Genomic DNA, 24,014 nt, shown 5'->3' with positions numbered 1-24,014 from the left:
TGCGCAGCAAAACCTGAGGGAGAGAAACCTATGTACACCGTGATCGGCAAACCGATGACCCGCGCCTTCCGCGTGATCTGGACGCTCGAAGAACTTGGCCAGCCTTATGATCTGAATACCGCCGCCCCGCACAGCCCGGATATCGTCGCCGTGAACCCCTCGGGCAAGGTTCCGGCCCTGGTCGAAGATGGCGAGGTGATCACCGATTCCACCGCCATCATCACCTATCTGGCGGACAAGCACGGCGCGCTCACCGCGCCCGCAGGGACCATGGCCCGCGCCAAACAGGATGCCGTCACCCATCAGATCCTGGATGAAATCGACGCCGTGCTCTGGACCGCCGCCCGCCATAGCTTTGCCCTGCCCGAAGAGCAGCGCGTGCCCGAAATCAAGGACAGCCTGCGCTGGGAATTCGAGCGCAACATCGCCCGGCTCGAAGCGCGCCTGACCGGCCCCTACCTGATGGGGGACGCGTTCACCATCGCCGATATCATCTGCGTGCATTGCCTGAACTGGGCCTATGGCGCCAAGTTCCCGGTCGAAAGCCGGGCCCTGCTCGACTATTCCAAGACCGTGCGCAGCCGCGACGCCTTTCAGCGCACCGCAGCGCTGGCCAAGTAATCGACCGCGCCACGTCCGGCCCAGCGCCCGGTGGCAAGACAGGCCGTCAGAAGGTAGCCCCCCGTGGGCGCCTCCCAATCCAGCATCTCTCCGGCGCAAAAGGTGCCGGGGGTTTCTTTCAGCATCAGCCCCGCATCCAGCGCCTCGTGGCAGACGCCCCCGGCGGTCGAAATCGCCTCATCCATCGGGCGCAGACCTTGGTGACGCACCGGCAGAGACTTGATCCGCGCCGCAAGCTCTGCGGAATCCTGCGGCAGCGGTCGGGCAAATTCCTGCATCAGCGCGATCTGTGCGGGCGTCAGTTTCAGCGCCTTGCGCAGATAATTGGCAAGGCTCGCCTTGCCACGCGGGCGCGTCAGTCTGCGCGTCACCTCTTCCACGGTCAGATCCGGCAGCAGGTCCAGCGTCAAATCCGCGCCCTCCCGCACCGCCGCGCAAATGGCGTAGATTCCGCCCCCTTCCAAACCGCGAGCAGAGATCACCGCCTCCCCGCGCGAAGACAGCGCCCCCGCGCGCAGCGCAATCCCTTTCAGCGGAACGCCGAAATGCGCCGCCATGTGATCCGACCAATCCACCACTAGCCCGGCATTGGCAGGCTTGAAGGGCGCCAACGCCACACCCCGCGCCGCCAGCAAATCCGCCCAGGCCCCGTCCGAGCCGAGCCGCGCCCAGCTTGCACCGCCCAGCGCCAGAACCGTTGCCCCCGCGCGCAGCCGCACCACCCCTTCGGGCGTCTCAAAACTCAGGCAGTTCCCCTCCCAACCAGTCCAGCGCCAGCGGGTGCGGCGGGCAACGCCCAACTCCTCCAGCCGCGCCAGCCAGGCGCGCAGCAACGGCGAGGCTTTCATTTCCCTGGGAAACACCCGCCCAGTGGAGCCGGTGAACAGATCGCGCCCCAGGCCCCGTGCCCAGTCCTGCACGGCGCCTGCATCAAATGCCCTCACCATGGGTGCAAGCCAGTCCCGCGCGGCACCATAGTGTTCGATCAGGTCCTCGAAGGTTTCATCCTTGGTCAGGTTCAGGCCGGATTTCCCCGCCATCAACAGCTTGCGCGCAAGCGACGGTTTGGCCTCGGCCACCAACACGCGATAGCCTGCGCGCGCCAGTTCCTCAGCCGCCATCAACCCCGCAGGCCCACCGCCGATGACCACCGCATCCCACTGTTCCGATTGCCCCGCCATGAAACTCCGCCTTCCGGCCCTTGCCCGCATCCATCTGCGCCGCATCTAATGCAGTCCAGCCGCAAAGACGAGAGGTCAGGATGCCAGAGCCGAACCCGACACCCATATGTCCCCTCTGCAACCGCCCCATCCCCGCGGACGTTCCGCAAAGCCTGCACCACCTGATCCCGAAACTCAAAGGTGGCAAGGGCGGCCCCACCGTGCTGCTACACCATATCTGCCAACGCGAAATCCACGCAGCCCTGACCGAGGCCGAGCTGGCCCGCGACTATGCCACCATCGACGCGCTGCGCAGCCATCCGCGCCTCGCCGGCTTCATCGCCTGGGTCCGCAAACGCCCACCTGGCTTTTCCTCCCGCGTACCGGGAAAGCGACGCAAGCGTTGATGCGCCCCCGGCTCTGCTCCGGCACCGACAGCGGGTCAAGGCTGGCCGCAGGCCACCCTGCACAGCAGGGGCAAAGCGCCTTGAGGCGGTGACGGTGCCTCTACACTCGATATGGCCCTGTTGAGGCAGTTTCTGCCCTCAAAGGGCCTCTCAGCGAAAAGAAAACGCCGCGCGACAGCGCGGCGCTACGCCCAACGGGACGCGGGGCATATCAATGCCCCAAGGACGGGCGGGAGCCGCCCCTGCCCCTCTTAGCGGCACATCTCCAGAATACCGCGTGCAGTCTCCGGCTTGGCGGCCAGGGCATCGCTCAGCAGGGCGCGGGCGCTCTCCATCAAGGCACCCGGTTCCACGATCCGGTCCACCAGCCCCCAGGCACAGGCCTCTTCCGCCTCGATCTTCTGACCGGCGGCCAGAATCATCTTGGTGCGCGCCGGACCGATCAGCGCCACCATGCGCGCCGGGTCCGAAGGCTGCGGCAGGTAGCCAAGCTTCATCACCGGATAGAAGAATTTTGCCGACGGCACCGCCAGGCGGATATCGCAGGCCAGCACCATGCCGTTAGCGCCCCCGGCCAGCGTGCCGTTCAGCGCCGCGATGGTCAGGCAGGGCAGCGCCGCGATGGCGCCCGACAGCCGCTCCCACAGGGGCGACGTCGCAAGCCCCGCGCGCGCCGCCTCCAGATCGGCGCCCGCGCTAAACACCTTGCCGGTGCCGGTCAGGATAAAGCCTCGCGCCTCGCCCGCGCGTTCAGCGATCTCGGCCAGTTCCGTCAACATCTCACCCGTCAGCGAGTTCGCCTTGTCCGGGCGGTTGATCGTCACCACCCAGAGACCCTCATTCGAAATCTCTAGGTTGATCATATCAGGCCCACCCGGCGGCGGATCGCGTCTTCGCGCAGGGAAATCTCCTGGCCGAGGAAATCATCGGCATCGCTGCCGCACATCCACAACAGCGCCTTGGCGGGCCATTCTGCGGGAATGTGATCTTCCCAATCGAGCTCGCTCACCGGGTTGATGCCGCTGGCCTTGATCTCGCGCTGCATCTGGGTCGCGACGGTGCCCGGCGACAGGCCCATGGCGCGGATGCCGTTGCCGCCTTCCTCCAGGTGCAGGGCGCGAGTCAGCATCGCAGCCCCGGCTTTTGAGGTGCAATAGGCGCTCCAGGCCTCCAGCGGGTTATGCGCAGCGCCGGAACTCACCGTGATGATGGTGCCGCCCCCGGCGGGTTTCATCAGCGGCAGCGCCGCGCGGATGCCGTTGAACACACCCTTGATGTTGATATCGATCAGCTTGCCCCAGGCCGCCGGATCAGCCTCTTCCAGACGCGCGATCGGTTCGATCACCCCGGCGTTGTTGATCAGCACATCAAGGCTGCCGAAATGCTCGTGTGCTTTTTCCAGCGCCGCCGCAACCGCGCTTGGTTCCGCCACATCACAGGCAAAGGCGAGCGCATTTCCGCCGAGTTCCCCGACCAGTTCGCCCAGCGCATCGGTGCTGCGCGCCAGCAGCGCCAGGTTGGCCCCCGCGGCGGCGAAAACCCTTGCTGCATCGGCTCCGATGCCGCGGCTGGCCCCTGTGATGACAACCGTCTTGCCCTGCATATCCATATGATTTCTCTCCAATACCTGTATCGCGACAGAGGTTCCCCTCTGTGGTAAACTCCCTAGGGGGAACGGTCCAGCCCCAGGCCCCTTGACGCCGGTGGCGCCGCGACGGACCATGGTATCTAACGCTTGCTACGAAAGGTTTCACCCATGTCCATTTTTCTCGCGCGCAGCTGTGGCGCCGCTCTTCTTCTGACTGTTTCCGCCCAGGGGGCGCTGGCCGATCTCAGCGCCAAGGACGTCTGGTCCGACTGGAAATCCTACATGACCGGTACCGGTTACGAGGTGACCGCCACCGAAAGCATGTCGGGCGACACGCTGACGGTGTCCGATCTGTCGATGATGATGCCGATCCCCGACGAAGAAGACGTGACCGCCGGGCTCAGCATGCCCGAGATCAAATTCACCGAGAATAGCGACGGAACCGTCAGCATTCTGGTGCCCAAGGAATTTCCGCTGACCGTGCGCGCCAGCGAAGATGATGACAAGCTGACGGTAAATCTGATCATCACCCACGACGGCACGCCGGTGACGGTTTCGGGTGATTCCGAGAACATGACCTATGACTATGCCACCAGCGAGATGACGATGACGCTGGACGGGCTGGAAGCCACTGGCGAGGACATCCCCCAGGATGCGATCCGGGGCACCGTCTCCCTGTCCGACATGGTGACAAAAACCACCATGTCGCTGGCCGGGGTACGCAGCTACGATCAGACCTGGACCGCTTCAGCGCTGAGCTATGATCTTGGCTTCAAGGATCCGGACAGCGAGGATTTCGCCTCCTTCAACGGCGCAATGCAGCAGCTTCAGGCGCATGGCACCAGCACGGTTCCGGCCGATCTGGACAAGAGCGGTGATTTCTCCGCGCTGCTGGCCGCCGGCTTTGGTCTTGATACCGATTTCTCCTACACGAGCGGCACCTCTGCCTTTGCCTTTCAGGATGGCAGCGACAGCCTGACCTTTGACAGCACCTCTGGCGGCGGCAACTTTGGCGTTGCGATGGACGCAAGCAAACTGACCTATGACGTCACGCAAAAGGACATGGCCTTCAACGTCACCGGATCGGACATTCCCTTCCCGCTGGCACTCAGCATGGCCGAGGCCGGTTTCAACATCACCATTCCCCTTGCCAAGTCCGAGGAAGAACAGGACTTCGCGCTTGGCGTGGCGCTGCGCGACTTCGCGGTTCCGGAAATGCTCTGGGGCATGGTCGATCCGGCCGGCGCCCTGCCGCATGATCCGGCCAGCGTCGTGCTGAGCCTTACCGGCAAGGGCAAGGTGTTGTTCGACGTCTTCGATGCCGAAGCCATGGAAAAGGTCGAGGATGGCGAGGTCGCACCGGGTGAGCTGAACGCGGTCACCATCCAGGAGTTGTTGGTCTCGGCAGCGGGTGCCAAGCTGACCGGTACCGGCGATTTCGCCTTCAACAACGATGATTTGACCAGTTTTGACGGCATGCCGGCCCCCTCGGGCGAAGCGAACCTGTCGCTGACCGGCGCCAACACCCTGATGGACAAGCTGATCGAAATGGGCCTGATGAGCGATGATGACGCCATGGGCGCCCGGATGATGATGGGCATGCTGGCTGTTCCCGGCGAAGGCGAAGACACGCTGAACTCGAAGATCGAGATTTCCGAAGACGGCAAGATCCTCGCCAACGGCCAGCGCATCAAATAAGCTGACCCACAGCAAAAACGCTTTACGGGACCGCCTTTGCGCGGTCCCTTTTTCTTGCGGCAATTGTCCCTGCGCCCTTGCAGCAGGGGGTTCCTCTGGCTAGCTCTATGGCGACCCGCAGCAACAGGATGGCCCGAGACGCCCATGACCCAGACCCCCGAGACGCTTTGCCATACCCTGATCGATGCCGCCCGCAAGGCAGGCGCGGATGCTGCCGATGCCATGGCCGCTGCAGGCAGTTCCCTCAGCATCGAGGTGCGCGAGGGCCGGTTGGAGCATGCCGAACGCTCCGAAGGCACCGATCTGGGATTGCGCGTCTTCCTGGGACAGCGTCAGGCGCTGGTCTCCTCCTCCGACAGCCGCCCCGAAACCATTGCCGCCATGGCCGAACGCGCCGTGGCCATGGCCCGCGAGGCACCCGAGGACCCCTATACCGGCCTTGCCGCACCGGATCAGTTGGCGCAGGACTGGGACCTTGCGGCGCTGGATCTGAACGACCCCACCGCCGATCCGGCCCCGGCCGCCCTGCAAGCGGATGCGCTGGCCGCCGAAGCCGCCTGTCAGGCCATCGACGGGATCAGCCAGGTGCAATCCGCAGGCGCGGGCTATGGCCGCAGCTCGGTCTATCTGGCGACCTCGAACGGGTTTTCCGGCGGCTACACCCGCACCGGCCGGTCGATTTCCTGCACCGGCATCGCGGGCACCGGCACCGGGATGGAGCGTGATTACGACGGCGATTCCCGCACCTACCAAAGCGACCTGCGCAGTGCCGAAGAGATCGGTCGCAGCGCCGGGGAACGCACCGTGGCGCGGATGAACGCACGCAGGCCCAAGACCGGCACCTATTCGGTGCTGTTCGACGAACGGATTTCCGCATCGCTGATCGGTCATCTTCTGTCGGCGGTGAATGGCGCTGCCATCGCACGCGGCTCCTCCTGGCTGCAGGACAGTCTGGGACAGCAGGTGCTGCCCACGCATCTGTCGGTGATTGAGGATCCCCACCGCCCCCGCATTGCAGGCTCGCGCCCCTTTGACGGCGAAGGTCTGGCCACCCGCCGCCGCGCCATCGTCGAGGACGGCACCCTGACCGGCTGGACGCTGGATCTGGCCTCGGCCCGCAAACTGGGGATGGAAAGCACCGCAAACGCCGCCCGTGGCATCGGCTCGGTGCCGTCGCCGTCGAACTGGAACGTGGCGCTGACTGAGGGCGATCAAAGCCGCGCCGATCTAATTGCGGGCATGGGGACCGGGCTGCTGGTCACCTCGCTGATCGGCTCAACCATCAATCCCAACACCGGCGATTACTCGCGCGGCGCCTCAGGGTTCTGGATCGAGAACGGTGAAATCGCCTATCCGGTGAACGAATGCACCATCGCGGGCAATCTGCGCGACATGCTGATGCGGATCGTGCCTGCCAATGACGCGCGGAGCTACCTGTCCCGCGTCGTACCATCGCTGCTGGTCGAGGGGATGACGCTTGCCGGCAATTGACGACGCCCAGACAGAAGAACAGGCAAAGGGCCTTACGGACCTCGAACTGCTGATCCGCGCCGCCGAGGCTGCGGGCGAGATCGCCAGCCGCTACAGCGGGCCAACGGCGCGGCGCTGGGACAAGCCCGGCGGTCAGGGTCCGGTGACCGAGGCAGATCTGGCGGTGAATGCGCTGCTGGAAGAGATGCTGCCCGAGGCACGGCCTGACTATGGCTGGCTGTCCGAAGAAACCGAGGACAGCGCCGACCGGCTTACCCGTGACAGCGTCTTCATCATCGACCCCATAGACGGCACCCGCGCCTTTGCCGAAGGCTCACGCACCTGGGCGCACTCCCTCGCGATTGCCACCCGGGGCCGGGTCACCGCCGCGGTGATCTACCTGCCGCAGCGCGGTCTGATGTACACCGCGGCGCAAGGACAGGGAGCTGCCCGGAATGGAACCGCGATCCGCGCCTCCTCGCTGACCGATCTGGCGCTGGCCGAGGTGCTGACCGCGCGGCCCAACCTCGCCGCCGAACATTGGCGGACCCGCAATGCTCCGGGTTTCACCCGCAGCTATCGCCCGTCACTGGCCTATCGCATGGCCAAGGTCGCAGACGGGCGCGCCGGTGCCATGCTGACCCTGCGCCGCAGTTGGGAATGGGACATCGCCGCCGGCGATCTGATCCTGCGCGAGGCTGGCGGGCAGGCGACCGACCGTCTGGGCCAGGACCTGAGGTTCAACAATCCTGTGCCATTGCTCAATGGGGTGGTGGCCGGACCTCCGGCCCTGCATAAGGAGCTGATCGCAGCGCTGGACCCCGACGGCCCCGGCATTGCAAGCTGACCCGGACGTTACGGTCCGACCACACCGGTTGCCCGCGACACGCAGATGAATTTTTGGACGCCCCATATGCCCAGCCGCAGCTCCCACCCCATATCAAGGACGGTTCCCAGCACTGACCTGCCTCCGCGCCCGGAGGGGGAAGTGCTGTGGGTGCATGCGACCAGCACCGAACGCTACATGGCCCTCTGCGATGTCGGAAACCGGCTTAAGACGGCGCGGCCGGATCTGTCGGTTCTCGCCACCTGGGAGCCGGACATGGCGCCCCCGCCCGAGGCCGAAGGCTGCGATATCCCCGCTGGCCACCTGCCCCCTGACAGCCCGACGGATGTGCGCGCCTTTCTGAACCTCTGGCGCCCGGATTTCTGCATCTGGTCCGGCGGACGACTGCGCCGCGTCCTGCTGCGGCACATGCGCGAACAACGGATCGACGCGCTGCTGGTTGATCTGACGGAGAAGGAACTGCCGAGCCGCACCAGCCGTTGGCTGCCCGATCAGCGCCGCCGCATGCTGGATGGCTTCGCTGCGATCCTGACACCCGATGCCGAGGTCCAGAGCCAGTTGCAGCGCACCGGCATTTCGCCGGACAAGCTGCAGATGGCCGGACGTTTGCGGATCTCGACCTCGCCGCCCGGCTGCAACGACGAGGAACTGACAGAGTTGCAAGGGGTGCTTGGCAGCCGTCCCGTCTGGCTGGCGGCGCAAGTGCGCCCGGACGAATTGCCGATGGTGCTGGAGGCACACAGGATCGCTCTGCGGCTGTTGCACCGGCTGATCCTTGTGCTGTCACCAGATAGCTATGGTGGCCTCAATGAATGTCGCGCCGCCCTGAAGGACAGCGGGCTGCAATATGCCGATTGGGACGCCGGGGATGAACCGGACGACTACACGCAGGTTCTGCTGGCGGACAAGGACGACCTTGGCCTCTGGTATCGGCTGGCGCCTGTCTGCCTGATGGCGGGCAGCCTGCACCGGGGCCGCGAGGGTCATTCGCCGCTGGATGCCGCCGCGCTCGGCTCGGCCATTCTGCACGGTCCCGGCACCGTGCGGCATCAGGAGATCTATGCCCAGCTGGCGAATTGCGGTGCTGCCGAATGCATCTACACACCCCAGGAGCTGGCTGAAATGGTGCTGCACCTGTCGGCCCCCGATATGGCGGCGGAAATGGCATTGGCAGGTTGGGAAGCCGTCACAGAGGGCGCAGCGATGACTGATCAGCTGATCGACCGGGTGCAGGATCTGCTCGACCTGAGGGAGGAGCGTAATGCGGCCTCCTGAGTTCTGGAACAAGGCGCCCGGCGCCTTTGATCTGCGCGCCATCCTGCTGGCGCCGCTGGGCCGTCTATATGGCGCGGTGACCCGCTCGCGGCTGGCCAAAGGCACGCCCGAAAAGGTCGGCGTGCCGGTGATCTGCGTCGGCAACCTCAATGCTGGCGGCACCGGCAAGACGCCGACGGTGATCTGGCTGATCGAGACCCTGCGCGCCATGGGGCACGACCCGCATGTGGTCAGCCGCGGCTATGGCGGCACGCTGGTTGGCCCCGAAGAGGTCATTCCCGCCCGCCACAAGGCCTCGCAAACCGGGGATGAGCCGCTGTTGCTGGCCGCCTTTGCCAATGTCTGGGTGGCCCGCGACCGCGCCGCCGGAGCACGCGCCGCTGCGGCTGCCGGGGCGACGGTGATCCTGCTGGACGACGGGTTTCAGAACCCAAGTCTGGCCAAGGATCTGTCGCTGGTGGTGGTGGATGCGGCGCGGGGATTCGGCAATGGCCGCTGCCTGCCCGCCGGGCCGCTGCGCGAACCGGTGGCCGAAGGTCTGGCGCGCGCCGATGCCGTCTTGTCCATCGGCGCTCCTGCGGCGCAGGAGAAGTTCGCCCGCCTCTGGGGCGCGACGCTGAGGGACCTGCCGCATGTCTCGGCCCATCTGGCGCCTTTGCAAACCGGTATGCCCTGGCAGGGTACCCGGGTTCTGGCCTTTGCCGGCATCGGTTATCCGCAGAAATTCTTTGATACATTGCGCACTCTTGGCGCCGATCTGGCCCGAGCCGAGGCGCTGGACGATCACCAGAGCCTGCCAACGGCACTTCTGTCCCGGCTCGAATCCGATGCCAAGGCGCTGAACGCGCAGCTGGTCACCACCGAAAAGGACGCTGTGCGCCTGCCCGCCAATTTCCGCCACAAGGTGATCACCCTGCCGGTGCGGCTTGAGATCGAAGAGGCAGACCCGCTGATTGATCTTCTGAAGCGGGCGGCACCGCCACCGCCCTAACCACGAACAGAAGAGGCCATGTCAGAAAATCGTGTTGGTCGTGTTTGCTGACGAAGAAGACTTTCGCTGGGCTTGACATGTTAGCAGCCGCCGGACGCAAGTCAAAGTTGGTGACTTCAGGAATACACCTATGTATTCAGTTAAATCCCGCCCTTAGTGGCTTCTTCATTATTAATATCAATCAGCATGTAGGACGATTTAGAATGACAAAGAAGGCTGCAAAATTGAGCGACATGGTTTCGTCGTTCGGAGAAAACACACTGCATTGTCCCGCTTGCGACGGGTTCTACCTTCGCCAGGGCCGTACTGAGGTATTCAATCGCAGCGAGGATGAAGGCGAAGGAACTCACGTCACTATTGAGGGTGACAAAGTCCAAACGGATAGGGATCTTACGGGCAACCCTAGCGGTCGCCGCCATGGTCTAACCATCAATTTTACCTGCGAAAACTGCCCTGCCGACGTGCAGATGCACATCTACCAACACAAGGGCAATACGTTCGTTGGAATGGAATATCAGGATGGCGAAACATGACCAAAGTCTGTCCGGCTGGCGATTGCTCGGGCGGCTATTCTGATCGTCAAAGCGATATGAGCGCTGGAATGCTTGAGCAGCTACCAGAGGCACACAGGAAAGCTGTCGGAATACCGAAACGTTGCTCATATTGTGGGTGCGTCTACGACGGTGTTTCCAAGCAGGTTTTTGGCTTCTACGACAACTATAACCTTGGTCAGGGTTGGAAACCTTTCCGTTCTGTTTTGGAGTTTTAGAAGGGAGAATCTCTAGAAAACTTGCAATTCCTCCTTCGGAGAGACTTGAAACGATAGTCGACCTTCAAACGAAGTGCAGCATTCGAGTGTATGACCCCACACCGGACCAACAGGATTGCATATACAACCAAAGAAAAACCCGGCCACCGGGGCCGGGTTTCCATGTACTTGTCTCTGGACCTGATCAGCCGTCCAGTTCGGCGTCGATCAGGGCCTTGAAGGAGTCGTAGGACTGGTTCTCGATCTTCTTGCCGTTCAGCACGAAGGACGGCGTCGCGGTCACGTCATGCTCTTCGGCGTTTTCCTGATACCAGGTCACCAGGGTCTGCGCCTTGGTGCCATCCTGCAGGCAGGCTTCCAGCTGATCGTTCTCAAGCCCGGCGAGGCGACCGATCTTGCGCAGCGCGTCGACGATCTCGGTGGCGCCACCGGCACGGGCCCAGTCGGACTGCTCCTTGAAGATCAGATCGGTCATGCCAAAGAATTTCTCGGGACCGGCGCAGCGCGCGATCATCGAGGCCCAGAGGCCATAGCGGTCAAAGTAGACCTCGCGGTAGATGAACTTCACCTTGCCGGTGTCGATATATTCCTCTTTCAGCTTCTTGTAGGGGCCCGCGTGGAAGTTGGCACAATGCGGGCAGGTGTAAGAAGCGTATTCGATCAGGGTCACCGGCGCGTCCTCGGCGCCCTGCACCATTTCGGTGATGGTCGAGGTATCGACCTCCGCGTCCTGGGCATAGGCGGCCCCGATCAGCGGGTTTTCGGGCAGCCGGTTTTGGCCACTCAGCCCAGAGATGGCATAGGCGCCGGCAGCGACAGCCACCACGGCAAAGACACCAGACATAAGACGGGTCATTCATACCCCTTTCGAATTGTTTTCTGTTTTGTCAGAACGTTGCGCCCCAGCCGTTCCAGCGCGGCGCGCAACTCTTCGTTTCCCACCCCTTCGGCCGCCGCGGCGGCCTCGGATACGGCCTGTGGATCAGGCCGCAGCGGGGTGTTTTCCTTGGGTGCGTATTTGAACGAGACCTGACCGTCGGAAAACCCGATCGGCGCGGTCTGGGTGATCAGCACCTTGGAAATCGCATTGTAGCCATAGACCGCGTTCACCTTTTCGCGCAGCCGTTCCTTCTGCATCTCAAGCATCGGCGCATTGGCCCCGGTGGTCAGCACCGTCAGCGTTGCTCCGAAAGAACTGCGGCCATAGCCAACCTTGACCGGCCGGGCCATTGCCGCCAGATCGGCCCCGACGATCTCTTCCCAATGGGTCAAAAGGCGCGACACCGCAAAGCCCCGACTTTCGCCAGCCTTGCGGATCTGGTCGTTCAAAAGCTTGGAAGTCCGTGCGAACCCGCGTGTGCTGCTGCGCCTGAATGCCATAACTGTGGTTTTGCGTGACTGACCGCCCTATTGTAAAGGGTCCGTTTGCAGGGGCCAGAAAAAGGCAGGAACCGGGAGTAAACTATGCGTGATCTGAATGCGGATCCAGGCGGGCTCAGCCGCGATATCCTGGACTGGTACGACCGGCAGGCGCGGGACATGCCCTGGCGCACCGGCCCGGCAGACCGCGCCGCCGGGGTGCGGCCCGACCCCTATCGTGTCTGGCTGAGCGAGGTGATGTTGCAGCAGACCACCGTGGCCGCCGTGACCGACTATTTTCAGCGCTTCACCGCCCGCTGGCCCCGGGTCGAGGACCTTGCCGCGGCCGAGGATGCCGACGTAATGGCGGAATGGGCGGGCCTTGGCTACTACGCCCGCGCCCGCAACCTGCTGAAATGCGCCCGGGTGGTGGCGCAGGAGCTGGATGGCACTTTTCCCGACAGCTACGAAGCGCTGCTGAAACTGCCGGGGATCGGCCCCTATACGGCGGCGGCCATCGCCTCAATCGCATTCGACCGCCCCGAAACCGTTCTGGATGGCAATGTGGAGCGGGTGATGGCGCGGCTGCATGATATTCACGATCCGCTGCCGGGATCAAAACCGCTGCTGAAGGACCGCGCCGCCGAGCTGACCCCTGAGGTCCGTCCCGGCTGCTATGCACAGGCGGTGATGGATCTGGGCGCCACCATCTGCACCCCGAAATCGCCCGCCTGCGGCATCTGCCCCTGGCGGGAGCCCTGCGCTGCGCGAATCGCAGGCACTGCGCCTGAATTGCCGAAGAAGACCCCAAAGAAAGCCAAGCCCACCCGCTACGGTATCGTCTATCTGGCCCGCAGCAGCGCCGGGGACTGGCTGCTGGAGCGGCGACCGGACAAGGGGCTTTTGGGCGGGATGCTGGGTTGGCCTGGCCCGGAATGGGGCGAGTCGCCCCAGCCTGCGCCGCCGTTTGACGCGGATTGGCAGGATCTCGGCACCGAGGTGCGCCATACCTTCACCCATTTCCACCTGATCCTGCGGGTGATGGTGGCAGAGCTGCCTGAGGGGTTTGCACCCGCCGAGCAACAGGAGATCATCACCCGACACGCGTTCCGTCCTTCGGACCTGCCGACGGTGATGCGCAAGGCCTTTGACCTGTGGCGTGGCGGACAGACCGGCGCGGACTGAGGCCATTCGACCTCTTGGGTTTGGGCCGGACCCGGCTTAGGGTTTTCCCAACGCGCCATACTTTGGGAGTGCTGACGATGATCGCCGCCATGATCCCCCCGGAAACCCTGAGCCGCTGGCAATCGGCCCTGCCGTTCTGGCTGTCCTTCCTGCTGGTGCCGCTGTTGTGGTTTTCCGCTATCATGGGTGGCTGGTGGGTGCTTCTAACGCCGCTGGTGACATGGTATCTCTTTGCCGCGCTCGACGGGGTTTTCGGCCTCAACCTCGACAATGCCGACCCGATGACGCCCGAGGAGGATCTGCGCTGGTACAGCATGCTGACCATCACCTGGGTGCCGATCCAGTTCCTGACGCTGTTTGGCCTGATCTTCTACGTGGCAGGCAGCGAAACGCTGAACGGTCTGGAAAAATTCGGCATCTTCTTTGGCATGGGCGTGGTCAGCGGCACCGTGGGCATAAACTACAGTCACGAACTGATGCACCAGCGCAGCAGGGCGGAACGCTGGCTGGCCGATATCCTGCTGGCGATGGTGCTTTACTCGCATTTCCGCTCCGAACACCTGCTGGTGCATCACCGCTATGTCGGCACGCCACGCGATCCTGTCACGGCGCGCTACAACGAAGGTTTCCACCGCTTTTATCCCCGGGTGCTGCGGCAATGCTGGCAATCCGCTTTCCGCGCCGAAAAGGAAAAACTGGCCAAGAAAGACCGCCCCTGGAGCGATCCGGCCAATCCGTTCTTCCGCTACTGGGCGCTACAGGCGGCCATGCTGGTTCTTGCGGTTCTGCTGGGCGGGTTTGGCGGGCTGGTGCTGTTTTTGGTGCAGGCGGGCGTCGCCATCTGGCAGCTGGAGCTCGTCAATTACGTCGAACACTACGGGCTGACCCGCAAACATCTGGGGGACGGAAAATACGAACCGGTGCGCCCTTGCCATTCCTGGAACGCGGCGCATAAGGCCTCAAACTGGCTGCTGATCAATCTGCAACGCCATTCCGATCACCACTATAAACCTGACCGGCGCTTCCCGCTGCTGCAGAACTATACCGAGGCAGACGCGCCGCAGCTGCCCTATGGCTATCCGGTGATGACGGTGGCGGCGATGATGCCGCCCCTGTGGCGCCGGGTGATGAACCCGCGCGTGCGCCACTGGCGCCAGATGTATTATCCGGAAATCACCGACTGGACGGCCTACAACAAGGCGCGCAACCCGATGCCCCGCTGACGAGGCTGCTGTGGCCGGGGCCACACAGACCCCGGTGCACGCGGCTCAGGAGGCGCGACTGTAGCGGGCGCCTTCGGGTTTATGCGCATCGAAATGGCTGGCGATCAGCCGGGTCAGGGCGCGCCCTTCGGGGCGGATCTCCAGCGCCTTGCCGTCGAGTGTCACCAGATCTCCGAACCGGGCCTGAACGGCGACCAGATCGGGATCGATACTGCGCGACAGATCACCGAATTCCCGTTCCAGCGCCGCGCGGTCGAGACGGAAATCACACATGATCATCTCGATGGCGCGACCACGCAGGTGGTCCTCTTCGCTCATCTCATGGCCCCGCGCCCCGGCGAGCTGCCCCTTTTCGATCCGCTCCACATAGGCAGGGGTCGCAGCGGCGTTCTGCACGTATCCCCCGGCAAAACGCGAAATCGAAGAGGCACCCAACCCGATCAGCGTCGGGCACCGGTCATCGGTATAGCCTTGGAAATTGCGCCGCAGGTGGCCGCTTTTGGCCGCCTTGGCCAAACCGTCCTCGGGCAGAGCAAAATGGTCGATACCAATCGTTTCATAACCAGCGGCGCGGAACTGATCCGCAGCCGCGCAGGCCAGATCATAGCGTTCGGCGTCTCCCGGCAGGGCGGATTCGTCGATCAGCTCCTGACGTTTGGCCATCCAGGGCACATGGGCATAGCCGAACAGCGCGATCCGGTCCGGTGCAAGGCTCAGCACCTTTTCAACCGTATCCTTCAGTCGCGCGGCGTCCTGATGTGGCAGGCCGTAGACCAGATCGGCATTGAGCGAGGTGATCCCCGCCTCCCGCAGATCCTCGACACAGGCGCGCGTCACCCCATAGGGCTGTTCCCGGCCGATGGCGGCCTGCACCTCGGGATTGAAATCCTGAATACCGATACTGGCCCGGTTCATGCCTTCTTCGGCCAGCGCCGCGATCTTGTCCCGGTCCACCAGCGTCGGGTCGATCTCGACCGAGAACTCCCAGTCCGGCGTCGGCGGGAAGACCGCCTTGACTGCCTGAGCCAGCTTGTGGATCAGCGCTGGCGGCAGGATGGTCGGCGTGCCACCGCCCCAGTGCAACCGCCCCATCTGCAGCCCCGCGGGCAGATGCGGCGCGACCAGCTTCAGCTCGGCCTCCAGCGTTTCGACATAGCTTTCCACCGGCTCGGGCCGACGGGTGCCCTGGGTCCGGCAAGCGCAGAACCAGCAGAGCCGCTCGCAGAACGGGATATGTAGATACACCGAAACCGGAACCGCCGGATCAAGCGCATCAAGATGCCCGACCTGTTCCGCCGCACCCACGGCGGAAGAAAAGACCGGAGCGGTCGGGTAGGAGGTGTAGCGGGGCACCCGGCTGTCGAACAGGCCAAGGGCGGCAAGGCGGTCAATCTGTGTCATACCGCCTTTTTGCCGCTCAGGCGCGCGCTGACTTTGCGCAGGATCAAATTGCACGGGAAAAATCACCCACCCGGTCGGCTATTGCAACGGTCCAGCCAGAAAGGCGCCATCAACCGCCTGAATTCGCGGGACATCGGCAGCAGCCATCCCCGCACAAAAATTTTGTGACATTGGGCGCATTTTGAGTTTGACGCCCCGCGCGACTCTGCTTATACGGCCCCTCACCAACCCGTGCCCAGATGGCGGAATTGGTAGACGCGCTAGCTTCAGGTGCTAGTGTCCGTATGGACGTGGAGGTTCGAGTCCTCTTCTGGGCACCATATCACTCTCCTGAAATTGTTGTAGTATCTTGGCCCCGAGCGCCTCTGATCTGTCGCTGTCCGTGATCGGTCCGTGCGGGGCTGCGAGACGGGTTTTCCTGTGCTAGGCATCCATCACGATACCACAGCCCAGCCCGTGACCATCAGGAGCGCCCGAGATGACCGATACCCTGTTTACCCTGCCCGAAACCGCTACGATCCCGGTTCTGGGAGAGGACCGCACCTATCCCATCGGGCGTATCTTCTGCGTCGGGCGCAACTACGCCGCACATGCCGCCGAGATGGGCAATGAGGTCGACCGCGAAGCGCCCTTTTACTTCACCAAATCCGCAGCCAATGCGATTCTGACCGGCGCTACCGTGCCCTACCCGCTTGGCACCTCTGATTTCCACCACGAGATGGAGCTGGCCGTGGCCATCGGCGCGCCGCTGTTCCGCGCCACGCCGGAAGAGGCCCGCACAGCGGTTTATGGCTATGGCAGCGCGCTGGACATGACGCGCCGGGATCTGCAGGGGCAGGCAAAGGACAAACGACGCCCCTGGGATCTGGGCAAGGATCTGGAGCAAGGCACGGTTTTCGCCCCCCTGACCCGCAGCGCTGACTGGGACGGCCCAGCGGGCAAGCGGATCTGGCTTAGCGTCGACGGTGAAATACGTCAGGATGCCAGCCTGGATGAGATGATCTGGTCGGTCGAGGACATCCTCTGCCACTTGTCGGGTTATTACCACCTGCGGCCGGGCGATCTGATCCTCACCGGCACCCCAGCAGGAGTGGGAGCGGTCACAGCCGGACAGTCGATGACTGGCGGAATCGACGGGTTGAGCCAGGTCGAACTGACCCTCAGCGCCGCGGAATAAGATCAAAGGGCCATAGAGCCGCCCCGAAGGTTCGAAACCGTCAAGAATATGTGCGCTGGGTCCATTCCTGATCCCGGCGCCTTGGCCCTATCAATTACAGGGCTGTGCGCAAAGCGTACCACAGTCCTGCGCAGCGATAGGGAGGGTTGCGACCGCAGCGGCAAGGCAGCGATCCGCCGAAATGTCTTTTTTCATGGCTCCTGCGCCAATCAGTGATTGATCTTCACGAAATGAAATGCTCGAATGTATCCGTCACGGCTCAGATGTGAAAATCTTGTAACGTTTTCTAAACGAGTCTGAGCGCTGATTTGGGACCAGCCAATTCATGAGTGAAAAATGCATGATCTGCTGTTGATGGTTACAAATGCACCAAATAGCAGGAGGTCAGCGAAGTTTGTTTTGTGATCCGCAGGGGTGTGGAGGGGACCAAAACAGAAAGAAAATAGGCAATATATTGCAATAATGTTAGTTGCCTGCATTATGTTGCTTGGAAGTAGGGTCAAAGGGAGGAATCACATGACCACTCGCAGAAAGATTCTTGGCGCAGCAGGCGCGGCGGCCATTGCCGCAGTGTGCGCCACATCCGCCTTCGCGCAGGAGGTAACGCTGAAGCTGCACCAATTCCTGCCGGCGCAGGCAAATGTGCCGAAACTGGTTCTGGATGTCTGGGCCGACAACGTTGAGGCCTCCTCGAATGGCCGTATCAAGATCGACCGCTATCCCTCCATGCAGCTGGGCGGCAAGCCGCCGGAACTGATGGACCAGGCCATCGACGGCGTTGCCGACATCGTCTGGACCGTGGTCGGCTACACGCCGGGCCGCTTCCCGTCGACCGAAGTCTTCGAACTGCCCTTCATGATGACCAACGCGCGTGCCACCTCGCACGCTTATTGGGAAATGTTCGAACGCCACATGAAGGACACCGAGTTCAAGGACGTCCACATCCTTGGCACCTGGGTGCACGGCCCCGGTATGATCCACACCACGGATCCGGTTGAAACCCCCGCCGACCTGCAGGGCATGAAGATCCGTGGCGGTTCCCGCTCGGTCAACGCGCTGCTGACCGAACTGGGCGCAACCCCCGTCGGCATGCCGGTTCCCGCGATCCCCGAAGGCCTGTCCAAAGGCGTGATCGACGGCACCACCATCCCGTGGGAAGTCACCACCGCCCTGAAAGTTCCGGAACTGGTCGAAAACCACACCGAATTCACCGGCAAGGCGCTTTATACCCTGACCTTCGTTCTGGCGATGAACAAGGACAAGTATGAAAGCCTGCCCGATGATCTGAAGAAGGCCATCGACGACAACTCCGGTCTGGAGTTCTCCGTCTTCGCCGGCGGCACCCAAGCAGATTCCGACGGCCCGGCCCGCGAATTCGCGCTGGACAACGGCAACAACGTCATCACCCTCAGCCAGGAACAGACCGACGAGTGGCGCGCGCTGGCTCAGCCGATCTACAACAAATGGCTGGCCGACATGACTGAAAAAGGCATCGACGGGCAGGCCCTGCTGGAAGAAGCAACCTACCTGATCGAAAAATACACACCGCAATACGTGAAGTAAGCGGTAGCATAGTCAAAGGGCCGCAGCGCACCCGTGCCGCGGCCCTTTGCGTACTCAGAAAAGGGTAAACACCATGCAAAAGCTCATGATGGGGTTGGCCAGGAAGATGGCCATATTGGGCGGTATGGTCCTCGTTCTCCTGATCATCCTGACCTGCCTTTCGATCATCGGCCGCCTGCTGAACGGCGTGCTGCACGGAAGCCTCATGCAAGGGCTCGCTCCTGCGCTGTCAGACTGGCTGATCAACTACATCGGACCAATCAACGGGGACTTCGAACTGGTAGAGGCCGGCGTGGCATTCGCCATCTTCGCGTTTATCCCACTGTGCCAGATCACATCGGGCCATGCCTCGGTCGACGTGGTGGCAAACGCCTTTCCCGTCAAGGTGAACCGGTTCCTGCGCATGGTGGTCGCGATCCTGTTCGCGGGGGTTCTGACCCTGATCACCGAACGGCTCGGCGCCGGCACGATCGGAAAGTACCACAATGGTGAGACGTCGTTCCTGCTCGAATTTCCTACCTGGTGGGCCTATGCGGCCAGCCTCTTCGCCTCCAGCATGGCAGCTGTGGTGGCGATCTATGTCGCAATCGTGCGCACAACCGAATTTATGACCGGCCGCATTGAGCTGTGGGACGGTGTGGAGGGTGAGCAGTGACAGCTCTTGAAATCGGAATATCCTCATTCCCCATCCTGATGATCCTGATCTTCCTTCGGGTTCCCATCGGGCTTTCGATGTTCCTGGTGGGCCTGGTCGGGTTGATCCTGGTCACCGACGGAACCCAGGTTGCCTTTGGTCGCCTGAAAAGCGAGACCTACTCGACCTTTTCCTCTTATTCTCTGACCATCGTGCCGATGTTCCTGCTGATGGGCCATTTCGCGACGCTGGGCGGCATGTCATCCGCCCTGTTCAAGGCGGCCGCGAGTTTCCTGGGCCACAGGAAAGGCGGCGTCGCCATGGCATCGATCGGGGCTTGCGCCGGCTTTGGCGCGATCTGCGGCTCCTCTCTGGCCACGGCGGCAACCATGGGCCGTGTCGCTCTGCCCGAGCTGAAGGAATACGGCTATGCCGGTGGCTTTTCGACCGCAACACTGGCGGCGGGCGGCACGCTAGGCATCCTGATCCCGCCTTCAGTGGTGCTAGTGATCTATGCCATCCTGACCGAGCAGAATATCGCCAAGCTGTTCCTTGCAGCCTTCATTCCCGGCATCCTCGCCGCGGTTGGATATGTCATCGCGATTTCGATCTATGTGCGCATGTTCCCCAAAAGCGCGGGCACCCGCCCCTCGGTTCCCTGGGCGGAACGGATGGAAAACCTGGTCAAGGTCTGGCCGGTTCTGCTGGTCTTTGGCCTGGTGGTCGGCGGCATCTACGCCGGTTGGTTCACCCCGACCGAGGGTGCAGCCGTAGGCGCATTCGGCACCGGTTTCATCGCCTGGCTGAATGGCGGTCTGAACCGCGAAACCATGGTCGACAGCTTTATCGTCACCGCCCGTTCGACCGCGATGATCTTTTTCATCGTGCTGGGCGCCGGGTTTTATAACGGCTTCCTGGCCCTGACCAAGGTGCCGCAGGAACTGGCAGATTTCGTCGTCAGCCAGGGGCTGAGCCCATGGGTGGTTCTGGCGCTGATCCTGGCCTTCTACCTGGTCTTTGGATGCCTGATGGACAGCCTGTCGATGATTCTGCTGACCATTCCGATCTTCTTCCCGGTGATCTCGGTGATGGACTTTGGCCTGTTGTCCCTGCCCGCGATGCAGGCGGATGCCGCGATGGAGGTGCTGCGCAACGGGGTGCCGGATGGCATGGGGGCTGAAATGCTGGCCTCGATACAGGAAGCCATCGCCAACGGCATGGAACTGACCCGGGAGCAGATGAAGGAACTGGGCATCCGCGTCACCGAAGGCCGCGTCAACCGGATCGAATCGGAATACGTCGCCATCTGGTTCGGCATTCTGGTTCTGATCGTGGTCGAGGTTGGCCTGATCACCCCGCCTGTGGGCATGAACCTGTTCATTATCAACGCGATGGACCGGACCACCCGCATGGTCGACACCTACAAGGCGGTGATGTTCTTTGTGGCATCGGACATCATCCGGGTGATTATCCTGGTCGCCTTCCCGATCATCACGCTGCTGCCGCTGATGCTGCTGCACTGACCATCGGGTCCGACGATCCCTGCAATTTATCCCCCCGTCAGACCACTGGCGGGGGGATTTTTTGTCTGCGAGCCACAAGACCGACCCGCCTCGCACTTGCATCAGCGGAAATATGTGCAAAATAGTGCAGTTTATTGCAGCGATATGTTGCATTATTTTGCGACCGGTGCATTAATCCGTCCCAGATCAAGACTGCGCCGCCGGGGAGGGCCGCGCAGGCCGCCGGAGCGCCCCGCGCCTTCCGCGGCACATCAGGGAGGAGCGAGGATGACACCCAGCGGCAATGCGGCAGGATATTTTGTGGATCGCCACCGGAGCGAGCGCCCGGACAAGGTGGCCTTCCGGGAGGCCGCCGGCGCGCAGCGGCAGCTTACCTATGGCGATCTGGCCGAAAGCTCGGACCGGATGGCAGGCGCCCTGCGCCGGGCGGGCATAGCCCGCGAATCCCGCGCCGCCATGCTGGTGCTGGATCAGATCGAATTCCCGCAGATCTTCTGGGGCGCGCTCAAGGCCGGTGTCGTGCCGGTGCCGCTCAACACCCTGCTGTCCACCTCGGTTTACGAGGTCATCCTGAAAGACAGCCGCGCCACCATCCTGTTTGTCAGCGCCGAACTCTGGCCGGTGGTAGAGCCCGCCGTCGCTGCCTGCCCGGATCTGCAGCGCGTCGTGGTGATCGGCGACGAAACGCCGGAGAGCTGCGACAGTTTCGAGGATTTCCTTGCCGGGGCAGAGCCGATGGAGGCCGTGGCCTGCTGCCCCGATGAAACCGCCTTCTGGCTTTATTCCTCTGGCTCCACCGGGCAACCCAAGGGCGTGCGCCATGTGCATGGGGCGCTGGCTGCCACCGCCGACACCTATGGCGCGCAGGTGCTTCAGGTGGCCGAGGACGATGTAATCTTCTCGGCGGCAAAACTGTTCTTCGCCTATGGGCTGGGCAATGGCATGACCTTCCCGCTGTCGGCGGGCGCCACCACCATCCTGTTCGATGGCCGTCCGACACCGGACTCGGTGCTGTCGATCCTCGATTCAGAAAAGCCAACCCTCTATTGCGGCGTGCCGACGCTTTATGCGGCCACGGTTGCGGCGCTGGAAACCGCCGAGAAACCTGACGCGCCCCTACGCCGCTGCATTTCTGCAGGTGAGGCCCTGCCCGAAGAGGTCGGCCGCAAATGGGAAGACATCTGGGGCGTTGAAATCCTTGATGGTGTCGGCTCGACCGAGATGCTGCATATCTTCCTGTCGAACGCGCCCGGCGATGTGGTCTATGGCACCTCCGGCGTGGCGGTGCCGGGGTACGAACTGCGGCTGGTGGACGAGAACGACGAAGAAGTACCCGCAGGCGGCATCGGCGAACTTCTGGTGCGCGGTGCCTCGGCCGCCGAAGGATACTGGAACCAGCGAGGCAAGAGCCGCAGTACCTTCGAAGGCGAATGGACCCGGACCGGCGACAAATACGAACGTAGCGAGGACGGGCGTTTCATCTACTGTGGCCGTACCGACGATATGTTCAAGGTCTCCGGGATCTGGCTGTCTCCGTTTGAGCTGGAACAGGCGCTGGTCGCCCATCCTGCCGTGCTGGAAGCCGCCGTTGTGCCCGCCCGCGACGAAGAAGGTCTGGAAAAACCCAAGGCCCATATCGTGCTGAAGGACGGGACCGGGAACGACGCCCTGACCGCCGATCTCAAGGCGTTTGTGAAGGAAAAGGTCGGCAAGTGGAAATATCCGCGCTGGATCGTCTATGCCGACGACCTGCCCAAGACGGCAACCGGCAAGATCCAGCGCTTCAAATTGCGGGAGGATGCATGATGGCGTTTGAATGGGGTGGAAGTGGCACGGTCACGGCAGGCGGTGCCAATCTGGAATATGCCTGCCATGGGCCTGCGCCGGATCAGGCGCCAACCCTTGTGCTGCTGCACGAAGGGCTGGGCTGCGTGGCGCTGTGGCGCGATTTCCCCGAAAAACTGGCTGCGGCCACCGGTTGGGGTGTCTTTGTCTATTCCCGTCAGGGCTATGGCCAGTCCGATCCGGTGACCCTGCCCCGGCCGCTCGATTTCATGACCCGCGAGGCCAAGGACGTGCTGCCCGGGTTGCTGGATGCCATCGGGCTGGAGCATGGCGTGCTGATGGGCCACAGCGACGGCGCCACCATCGCGGCGATCTACGGCGGCAGCGTGCTGGATCACCGGGTGCGCGGGCTGATCCTGATGGCCCCGCATTTCTTCACCGAACCGGGCGGCCTTGCGGAAATCGCCAAGGCGAAAGAGGCCTATGACAGCGGCGATCTGAAGGAAAAGCTGGCGAAATACCATAAAGACCCCGATGGCGCCTTCCGCGGATGGAACGATGCCTGGCTCGACGAAGGCTTCCGTGACTGGGACGTTGCAGATGTGATCGACTATCTGCGGGTGCCGGTTCTGGCCATTCAGGGCCGCGAGGACCAATACGGCACCCTCGCCCAGGTCGAGGTGATCGAGGAACGCACCTATTGCCCCTGCGATATGCTGGTGCTGGAGGATTGTCGCCACAGCCCACAACAGGACCAGCCACAAAAGGTCATCGACGCGGTCGCCGAATTCACCAGCCGTCTGGCCCGGATCGAGGCCGCCGAGGTCGAAACCGCCTGACATGGCCCGTTTTCCGGATCCGCCGCACGCCCATATCCCGGGCCAGACGCCCCGGCATCCGGAAGGCACCTTCGATGCGATCTGCGAGACAGCAAGACCGGAACAGCCCCTTGGGGCTGTTTTCGCGTCAGACGCCTGGCGTGCCGGATGTCAGTATTTCCGGACCGGTTATTTCTGGGAAGCACATGAGGTCTGGGAAGCGGTCTGGATGGCCCTGCCTGATCCCTCGGTCGAACGACGACTAGTGCAGGGGATGATCCAGCTCGCGAATGCAGCGCTGAAGCAGAAGATGCAGCGCCCGCGCGCAGTGAAGCGGCTCTGCGATATCGCCGACGCGCAGATGACCGACCTGCCAGGGGCGCTGTGGATCACCGCAGACCTGCAGGAGGATCAGATTCGGGCGCAGCTGCTGGACCTTCGCCGCCAGACCGAGAACACCACAAAAAGTGCACTATAATGCATTGTCAAAGCGGATATTCCGCAATTACACCGCAATATT

23 protein-coding genes and 1 tRNA gene are annotated in these 24,014 nt (G+C 62.9%); 18 read left to right on the top strand and 6 right to left on the bottom strand.

Annotation, left to right across the window (positions count from 1 at the left end; all coding sequences use genetic code 11):
• Positions 1–30: 30 nt before the first annotated feature.
• A complete protein-coding gene (locus AC5SSZ_RS22490) occupies positions 31–621 on the top strand; it encodes a glutathione S-transferase family protein (RefSeq protein ID WP_065271870.1) in 591 nt (196 codons plus the stop codon).
• On the opposite strand, the gene AC5SSZ_RS22485 is transcribed toward AC5SSZ_RS22490, so the two are convergent.
• A complete protein-coding gene (locus AC5SSZ_RS22485; RefSeq protein ID WP_495440185.1) occupies positions 594–1,802 on the bottom strand; it encodes a TIGR03862 family flavoprotein in 1,209 nt (402 codons plus the stop codon). The two genes, AC5SSZ_RS22490 and AC5SSZ_RS22485, sit on opposite strands and share 28 nt — an antisense overlap.
• An 80-nt stretch (positions 1,803–1,882) precedes the next feature.
• Here AC5SSZ_RS22485 and AC5SSZ_RS22480 point away from each other — a divergent pair, with 80 nt between their 5' ends.
• Positions 1,883–2,188, top strand: a complete 306-nt coding sequence (locus tag AC5SSZ_RS22480) for an HNH endonuclease (RefSeq protein WP_495440183.1) — start codon at positions 1,883–1,885, stop codon at positions 2,186–2,188.
• A gap of 251 nt (positions 2,189–2,439) precedes the next feature.
• On the opposite strand, the gene AC5SSZ_RS22475 is transcribed toward AC5SSZ_RS22480, so the two are convergent.
• Together AC5SSZ_RS22475 and AC5SSZ_RS22470 are read right to left on the bottom strand one after the other, a co-directional pair.
• On the bottom strand, positions 2,440–3,051 hold the full coding sequence (locus AC5SSZ_RS22475) for an enoyl-CoA hydratase/isomerase family protein (RefSeq protein ID WP_495440181.1): 612 nt from the start codon (positions 3,049–3,051) through the stop codon (positions 2,440–2,442).
• The gene (locus tag AC5SSZ_RS22470; RefSeq protein WP_065271874.1) at positions 3,048–3,797 is read right to left on the bottom strand and encodes an SDR family oxidoreductase; all 750 of its coding nucleotides are present in this window, start codon (positions 3,795–3,797) and stop codon (positions 3,048–3,050) included. The genes AC5SSZ_RS22475 and AC5SSZ_RS22470 overlap by 4 nt, the downstream gene beginning before the upstream one ends.
• Positions 3,798–3,944: 147 nt before the next feature.
• Here AC5SSZ_RS22470 and AC5SSZ_RS22465 point away from each other — a divergent pair, with 147 nt between their 5' ends.
• From AC5SSZ_RS22465 to AC5SSZ_RS22440, 6 genes are all read left to right on the top strand, one after another.
• Positions 3,945–5,474, top strand: coding sequence for a DUF2125 domain-containing protein (locus tag AC5SSZ_RS22465; protein WP_274829895.1), 1,530 nt, complete (start codon positions 3,945–3,947; stop codon positions 5,472–5,474).
• A gap of 144 nt (positions 5,475–5,618) precedes the next feature.
• Positions 5,619–6,965, top strand: a complete 1,347-nt coding sequence (locus AC5SSZ_RS22460; protein ID WP_495440178.1) for a TldD/PmbA family protein — start codon at positions 5,619–5,621, stop codon at positions 6,963–6,965.
• Positions 6,952–7,791 carry an inositol monophosphatase family protein gene (locus AC5SSZ_RS22455; protein WP_495440176.1) on the top strand — a complete coding sequence of 280 codons (840 nt, stop codon included), beginning with the start codon at positions 6,952–6,954 and terminating at the stop codon, positions 7,789–7,791. The genes AC5SSZ_RS22460 and AC5SSZ_RS22455 overlap by 14 nt, the downstream gene beginning before the upstream one ends.
• Before the next feature lie 141 nt (positions 7,792–7,932).
• Positions 7,933–9,066 (top strand): 3-deoxy-D-manno-octulosonic acid transferase, encoded by a 1,134-nt coding sequence (locus AC5SSZ_RS22450; RefSeq protein ID WP_274833105.1) that lies wholly within the window; start codon positions 7,933–7,935, stop codon positions 9,064–9,066.
• Positions 9,053–10,057, top strand: coding sequence for a tetraacyldisaccharide 4'-kinase (lpxK, locus tag AC5SSZ_RS22445; protein WP_495440174.1), 1,005 nt, complete (start codon positions 9,053–9,055; stop codon positions 10,055–10,057). Before AC5SSZ_RS22450 ends, lpxK begins: the two co-directional genes overlap by 14 nt.
• 203 nt (positions 10,058–10,260) lie before the next feature.
• On the top strand, positions 10,261–10,590 hold the full coding sequence (locus AC5SSZ_RS22440; RefSeq protein WP_368998336.1) for a hypothetical protein: 330 nt from the start codon (positions 10,261–10,263) through the stop codon (positions 10,588–10,590).
• A gap of 420 nt (positions 10,591–11,010) precedes the next feature.
• Here AC5SSZ_RS22440 and AC5SSZ_RS22435 read toward each other — a convergent pair whose 3' ends face one another.
• Complete coding sequence (locus AC5SSZ_RS22435; RefSeq protein ID WP_495440172.1) at positions 11,011–11,682, bottom strand: DsbA family protein; 672 nt, start codon at positions 11,680–11,682, stop codon at positions 11,011–11,013.
• The gene (locus tag AC5SSZ_RS22430) at positions 11,679–12,206 is read right to left on the bottom strand and encodes a DUF721 domain-containing protein (protein WP_065271881.1); all 528 of its coding nucleotides are present in this window, start codon (positions 12,204–12,206) and stop codon (positions 11,679–11,681) included. The genes AC5SSZ_RS22435 and AC5SSZ_RS22430 overlap by 4 nt, the downstream gene beginning before the upstream one ends.
• 84 nt (positions 12,207–12,290) lie before the next feature.
• Between AC5SSZ_RS22430 and mutY the strand changes: the two genes are divergently transcribed.
• Together mutY and AC5SSZ_RS22420 are read left to right on the top strand one after the other, a co-directional pair.
• The gene (gene mutY / locus AC5SSZ_RS22425; protein WP_495440170.1) at positions 12,291–13,370 is read left to right on the top strand and encodes an A/G-specific adenine glycosylase; all 1,080 of its coding nucleotides are present in this window, start codon (positions 12,291–12,293) and stop codon (positions 13,368–13,370) included.
• An 89-nt stretch (positions 13,371–13,459) separates the two neighbouring features.
• A complete protein-coding gene (locus AC5SSZ_RS22420; RefSeq protein WP_495440356.1) occupies positions 13,460–14,593 on the top strand; it encodes an alkane 1-monooxygenase in 1,134 nt (377 codons plus the stop codon).
• 45 nt (positions 14,594–14,638) lie between these two features.
• Here the strand turns inward: AC5SSZ_RS22420 and hemN are convergent, their stop codons facing one another.
• Positions 14,639–15,994: an oxygen-independent coproporphyrinogen III oxidase gene (gene hemN / locus AC5SSZ_RS22415; RefSeq protein WP_495440168.1), complete on the bottom strand. Its 1,356-nt coding sequence runs from the start codon at positions 15,992–15,994 to the stop codon at positions 14,639–14,641.
• Positions 15,995–16,227: 233 nt separating this feature from the next.
• On the opposite strand from hemN, the gene AC5SSZ_RS22410 reads away from it, so the two are divergent.
• The 8 genes from AC5SSZ_RS22410 to AC5SSZ_RS22375 all read left to right on the top strand — a co-directional run bounded on the left by AC5SSZ_RS22410 (position 16,228) and on the right by AC5SSZ_RS22375 (position 23,972).
• Positions 16,228–16,314, top strand: a tRNA-Leu gene (locus AC5SSZ_RS22410).
• 158 nt (positions 16,315–16,472) lie between these two features.
• Positions 16,473–17,171 (top strand): fumarylacetoacetate hydrolase family protein, encoded by a 699-nt coding sequence (locus AC5SSZ_RS22405; protein ID WP_274838101.1) that lies wholly within the window; start codon positions 16,473–16,475, stop codon positions 17,169–17,171.
• A 516-nt stretch (positions 17,172–17,687) separates the two neighbouring features.
• The gene (locus AC5SSZ_RS22400) at positions 17,688–18,734 is read left to right on the top strand and encodes a TRAP transporter substrate-binding protein (RefSeq protein WP_065271885.1); all 1,047 of its coding nucleotides are present in this window, start codon (positions 17,688–17,690) and stop codon (positions 18,732–18,734) included.
• A 73-nt stretch (positions 18,735–18,807) separates the two neighbouring features.
• On the top strand, positions 18,808–19,389 hold the full coding sequence (locus AC5SSZ_RS22395; protein ID WP_495440165.1) for a TRAP transporter small permease: 582 nt from the start codon (positions 18,808–18,810) through the stop codon (positions 19,387–19,389).
• A complete protein-coding gene (locus tag AC5SSZ_RS22390) occupies positions 19,386–20,891 on the top strand; it encodes a TRAP transporter large permease (protein ID WP_495440163.1) in 1,506 nt (501 codons plus the stop codon). The genes AC5SSZ_RS22395 and AC5SSZ_RS22390 overlap by 4 nt, the downstream gene beginning before the upstream one ends.
• Positions 20,892–21,158: 267 nt before the next feature.
• Positions 21,159–22,697 carry a benzoate-CoA ligase family protein gene (locus AC5SSZ_RS22385; protein ID WP_495440161.1) on the top strand — a complete coding sequence of 513 codons (1,539 nt, stop codon included), beginning with the start codon at positions 21,159–21,161 and terminating at the stop codon, positions 22,695–22,697.
• On the top strand, positions 22,694–23,515 hold the full coding sequence (locus AC5SSZ_RS22380; protein WP_495440159.1) for an alpha/beta fold hydrolase: 822 nt from the start codon (positions 22,694–22,696) through the stop codon (positions 23,513–23,515). Before AC5SSZ_RS22385 ends, AC5SSZ_RS22380 begins: the two co-directional genes overlap by 4 nt.
• A 1-nt stretch (position 23,516) precedes the next feature.
• Positions 23,517–23,972 (top strand): DUF309 domain-containing protein, encoded by a 456-nt coding sequence (locus AC5SSZ_RS22375; protein ID WP_495440157.1) that lies wholly within the window; start codon positions 23,517–23,519, stop codon positions 23,970–23,972.
• Positions 23,973–24,014: the final 42 nt, after the last annotated feature.

The organism is Phaeobacter sp. CC-HEC084, assembly GCF_059429255.1.
This window is presented reverse-complemented; position numbering and strand designations above follow the sequence as displayed.

Coding starts and splice junctions, on each gene's coding strand:
- AC5SSZ_RS22490 (WP_065271870.1), top strand. CDS start 31: ATGTACACCGTGATCGGCAAACCGATGACCCGCGCCTTCCGCGTGATC.
- AC5SSZ_RS22485 (WP_495440185.1), bottom strand. CDS start 1,802: ATGGCGGGGCAATCGGAACAGTGGGATGCGGTGGTCATCGGCGGTGGG.
- AC5SSZ_RS22480 (WP_495440183.1), top strand. CDS start 1,883: ATGCCAGAGCCGAACCCGACACCCATATGTCCCCTCTGCAACCGCCCC.
- AC5SSZ_RS22475 (WP_495440181.1), bottom strand. CDS start 3,051: ATGATCAACCTAGAGATTTCGAATGAGGGTCTCTGGGTGGTGACGATC.
- AC5SSZ_RS22470 (WP_065271874.1), bottom strand. CDS start 3,797: ATGGATATGCAGGGCAAGACGGTTGTCATCACAGGGGCCAGCCGCGGC.
- AC5SSZ_RS22465 (WP_274829895.1), top strand. CDS start 3,945: ATGTCCATTTTTCTCGCGCGCAGCTGTGGCGCCGCTCTTCTTCTGACT.
- AC5SSZ_RS22460 (WP_495440178.1), top strand. CDS start 5,619: ATGACCCAGACCCCCGAGACGCTTTGCCATACCCTGATCGATGCCGCC.
- lpxK (WP_495440174.1), top strand. CDS start 9,053: ATGCGGCCTCCTGAGTTCTGGAACAAGGCGCCCGGCGCCTTTGATCTG.
- AC5SSZ_RS22440 (WP_368998336.1), top strand. CDS start 10,261: ATGACAAAGAAGGCTGCAAAATTGAGCGACATGGTTTCGTCGTTCGGA.
- AC5SSZ_RS22435 (WP_495440172.1), bottom strand. CDS start 11,682: ATGACCCGTCTTATGTCTGGTGTCTTTGCCGTGGTGGCTGTCGCTGCC.
- AC5SSZ_RS22430 (WP_065271881.1), bottom strand. CDS start 12,206: ATGGCATTCAGGCGCAGCAGCACACGCGGGTTCGCACGGACTTCCAAG.
- mutY (WP_495440170.1), top strand. CDS start 12,291: ATGCGTGATCTGAATGCGGATCCAGGCGGGCTCAGCCGCGATATCCTG.
- AC5SSZ_RS22420 (WP_495440356.1), top strand. CDS start 13,460: ATGATCCCCCCGGAAACCCTGAGCCGCTGGCAATCGGCCCTGCCGTTC.
- hemN (WP_495440168.1), bottom strand. CDS start 15,994: ATGACACAGATTGACCGCCTTGCCGCCCTTGGCCTGTTCGACAGCCGG.
- AC5SSZ_RS22405 (WP_274838101.1), top strand. CDS start 16,473: ATGACCGATACCCTGTTTACCCTGCCCGAAACCGCTACGATCCCGGTT.
- AC5SSZ_RS22400 (WP_065271885.1), top strand. CDS start 17,688: ATGACCACTCGCAGAAAGATTCTTGGCGCAGCAGGCGCGGCGGCCATT.
- AC5SSZ_RS22395 (WP_495440165.1), top strand. CDS start 18,808: ATGCAAAAGCTCATGATGGGGTTGGCCAGGAAGATGGCCATATTGGGC.
- AC5SSZ_RS22385 (WP_495440161.1), top strand. CDS start 21,159: ATGACACCCAGCGGCAATGCGGCAGGATATTTTGTGGATCGCCACCGG.
- AC5SSZ_RS22380 (WP_495440159.1), top strand. CDS start 22,694: ATGATGGCGTTTGAATGGGGTGGAAGTGGCACGGTCACGGCAGGCGGT.
- AC5SSZ_RS22375 (WP_495440157.1), top strand. CDS start 23,517: ATGGCCCGTTTTCCGGATCCGCCGCACGCCCATATCCCGGGCCAGACG.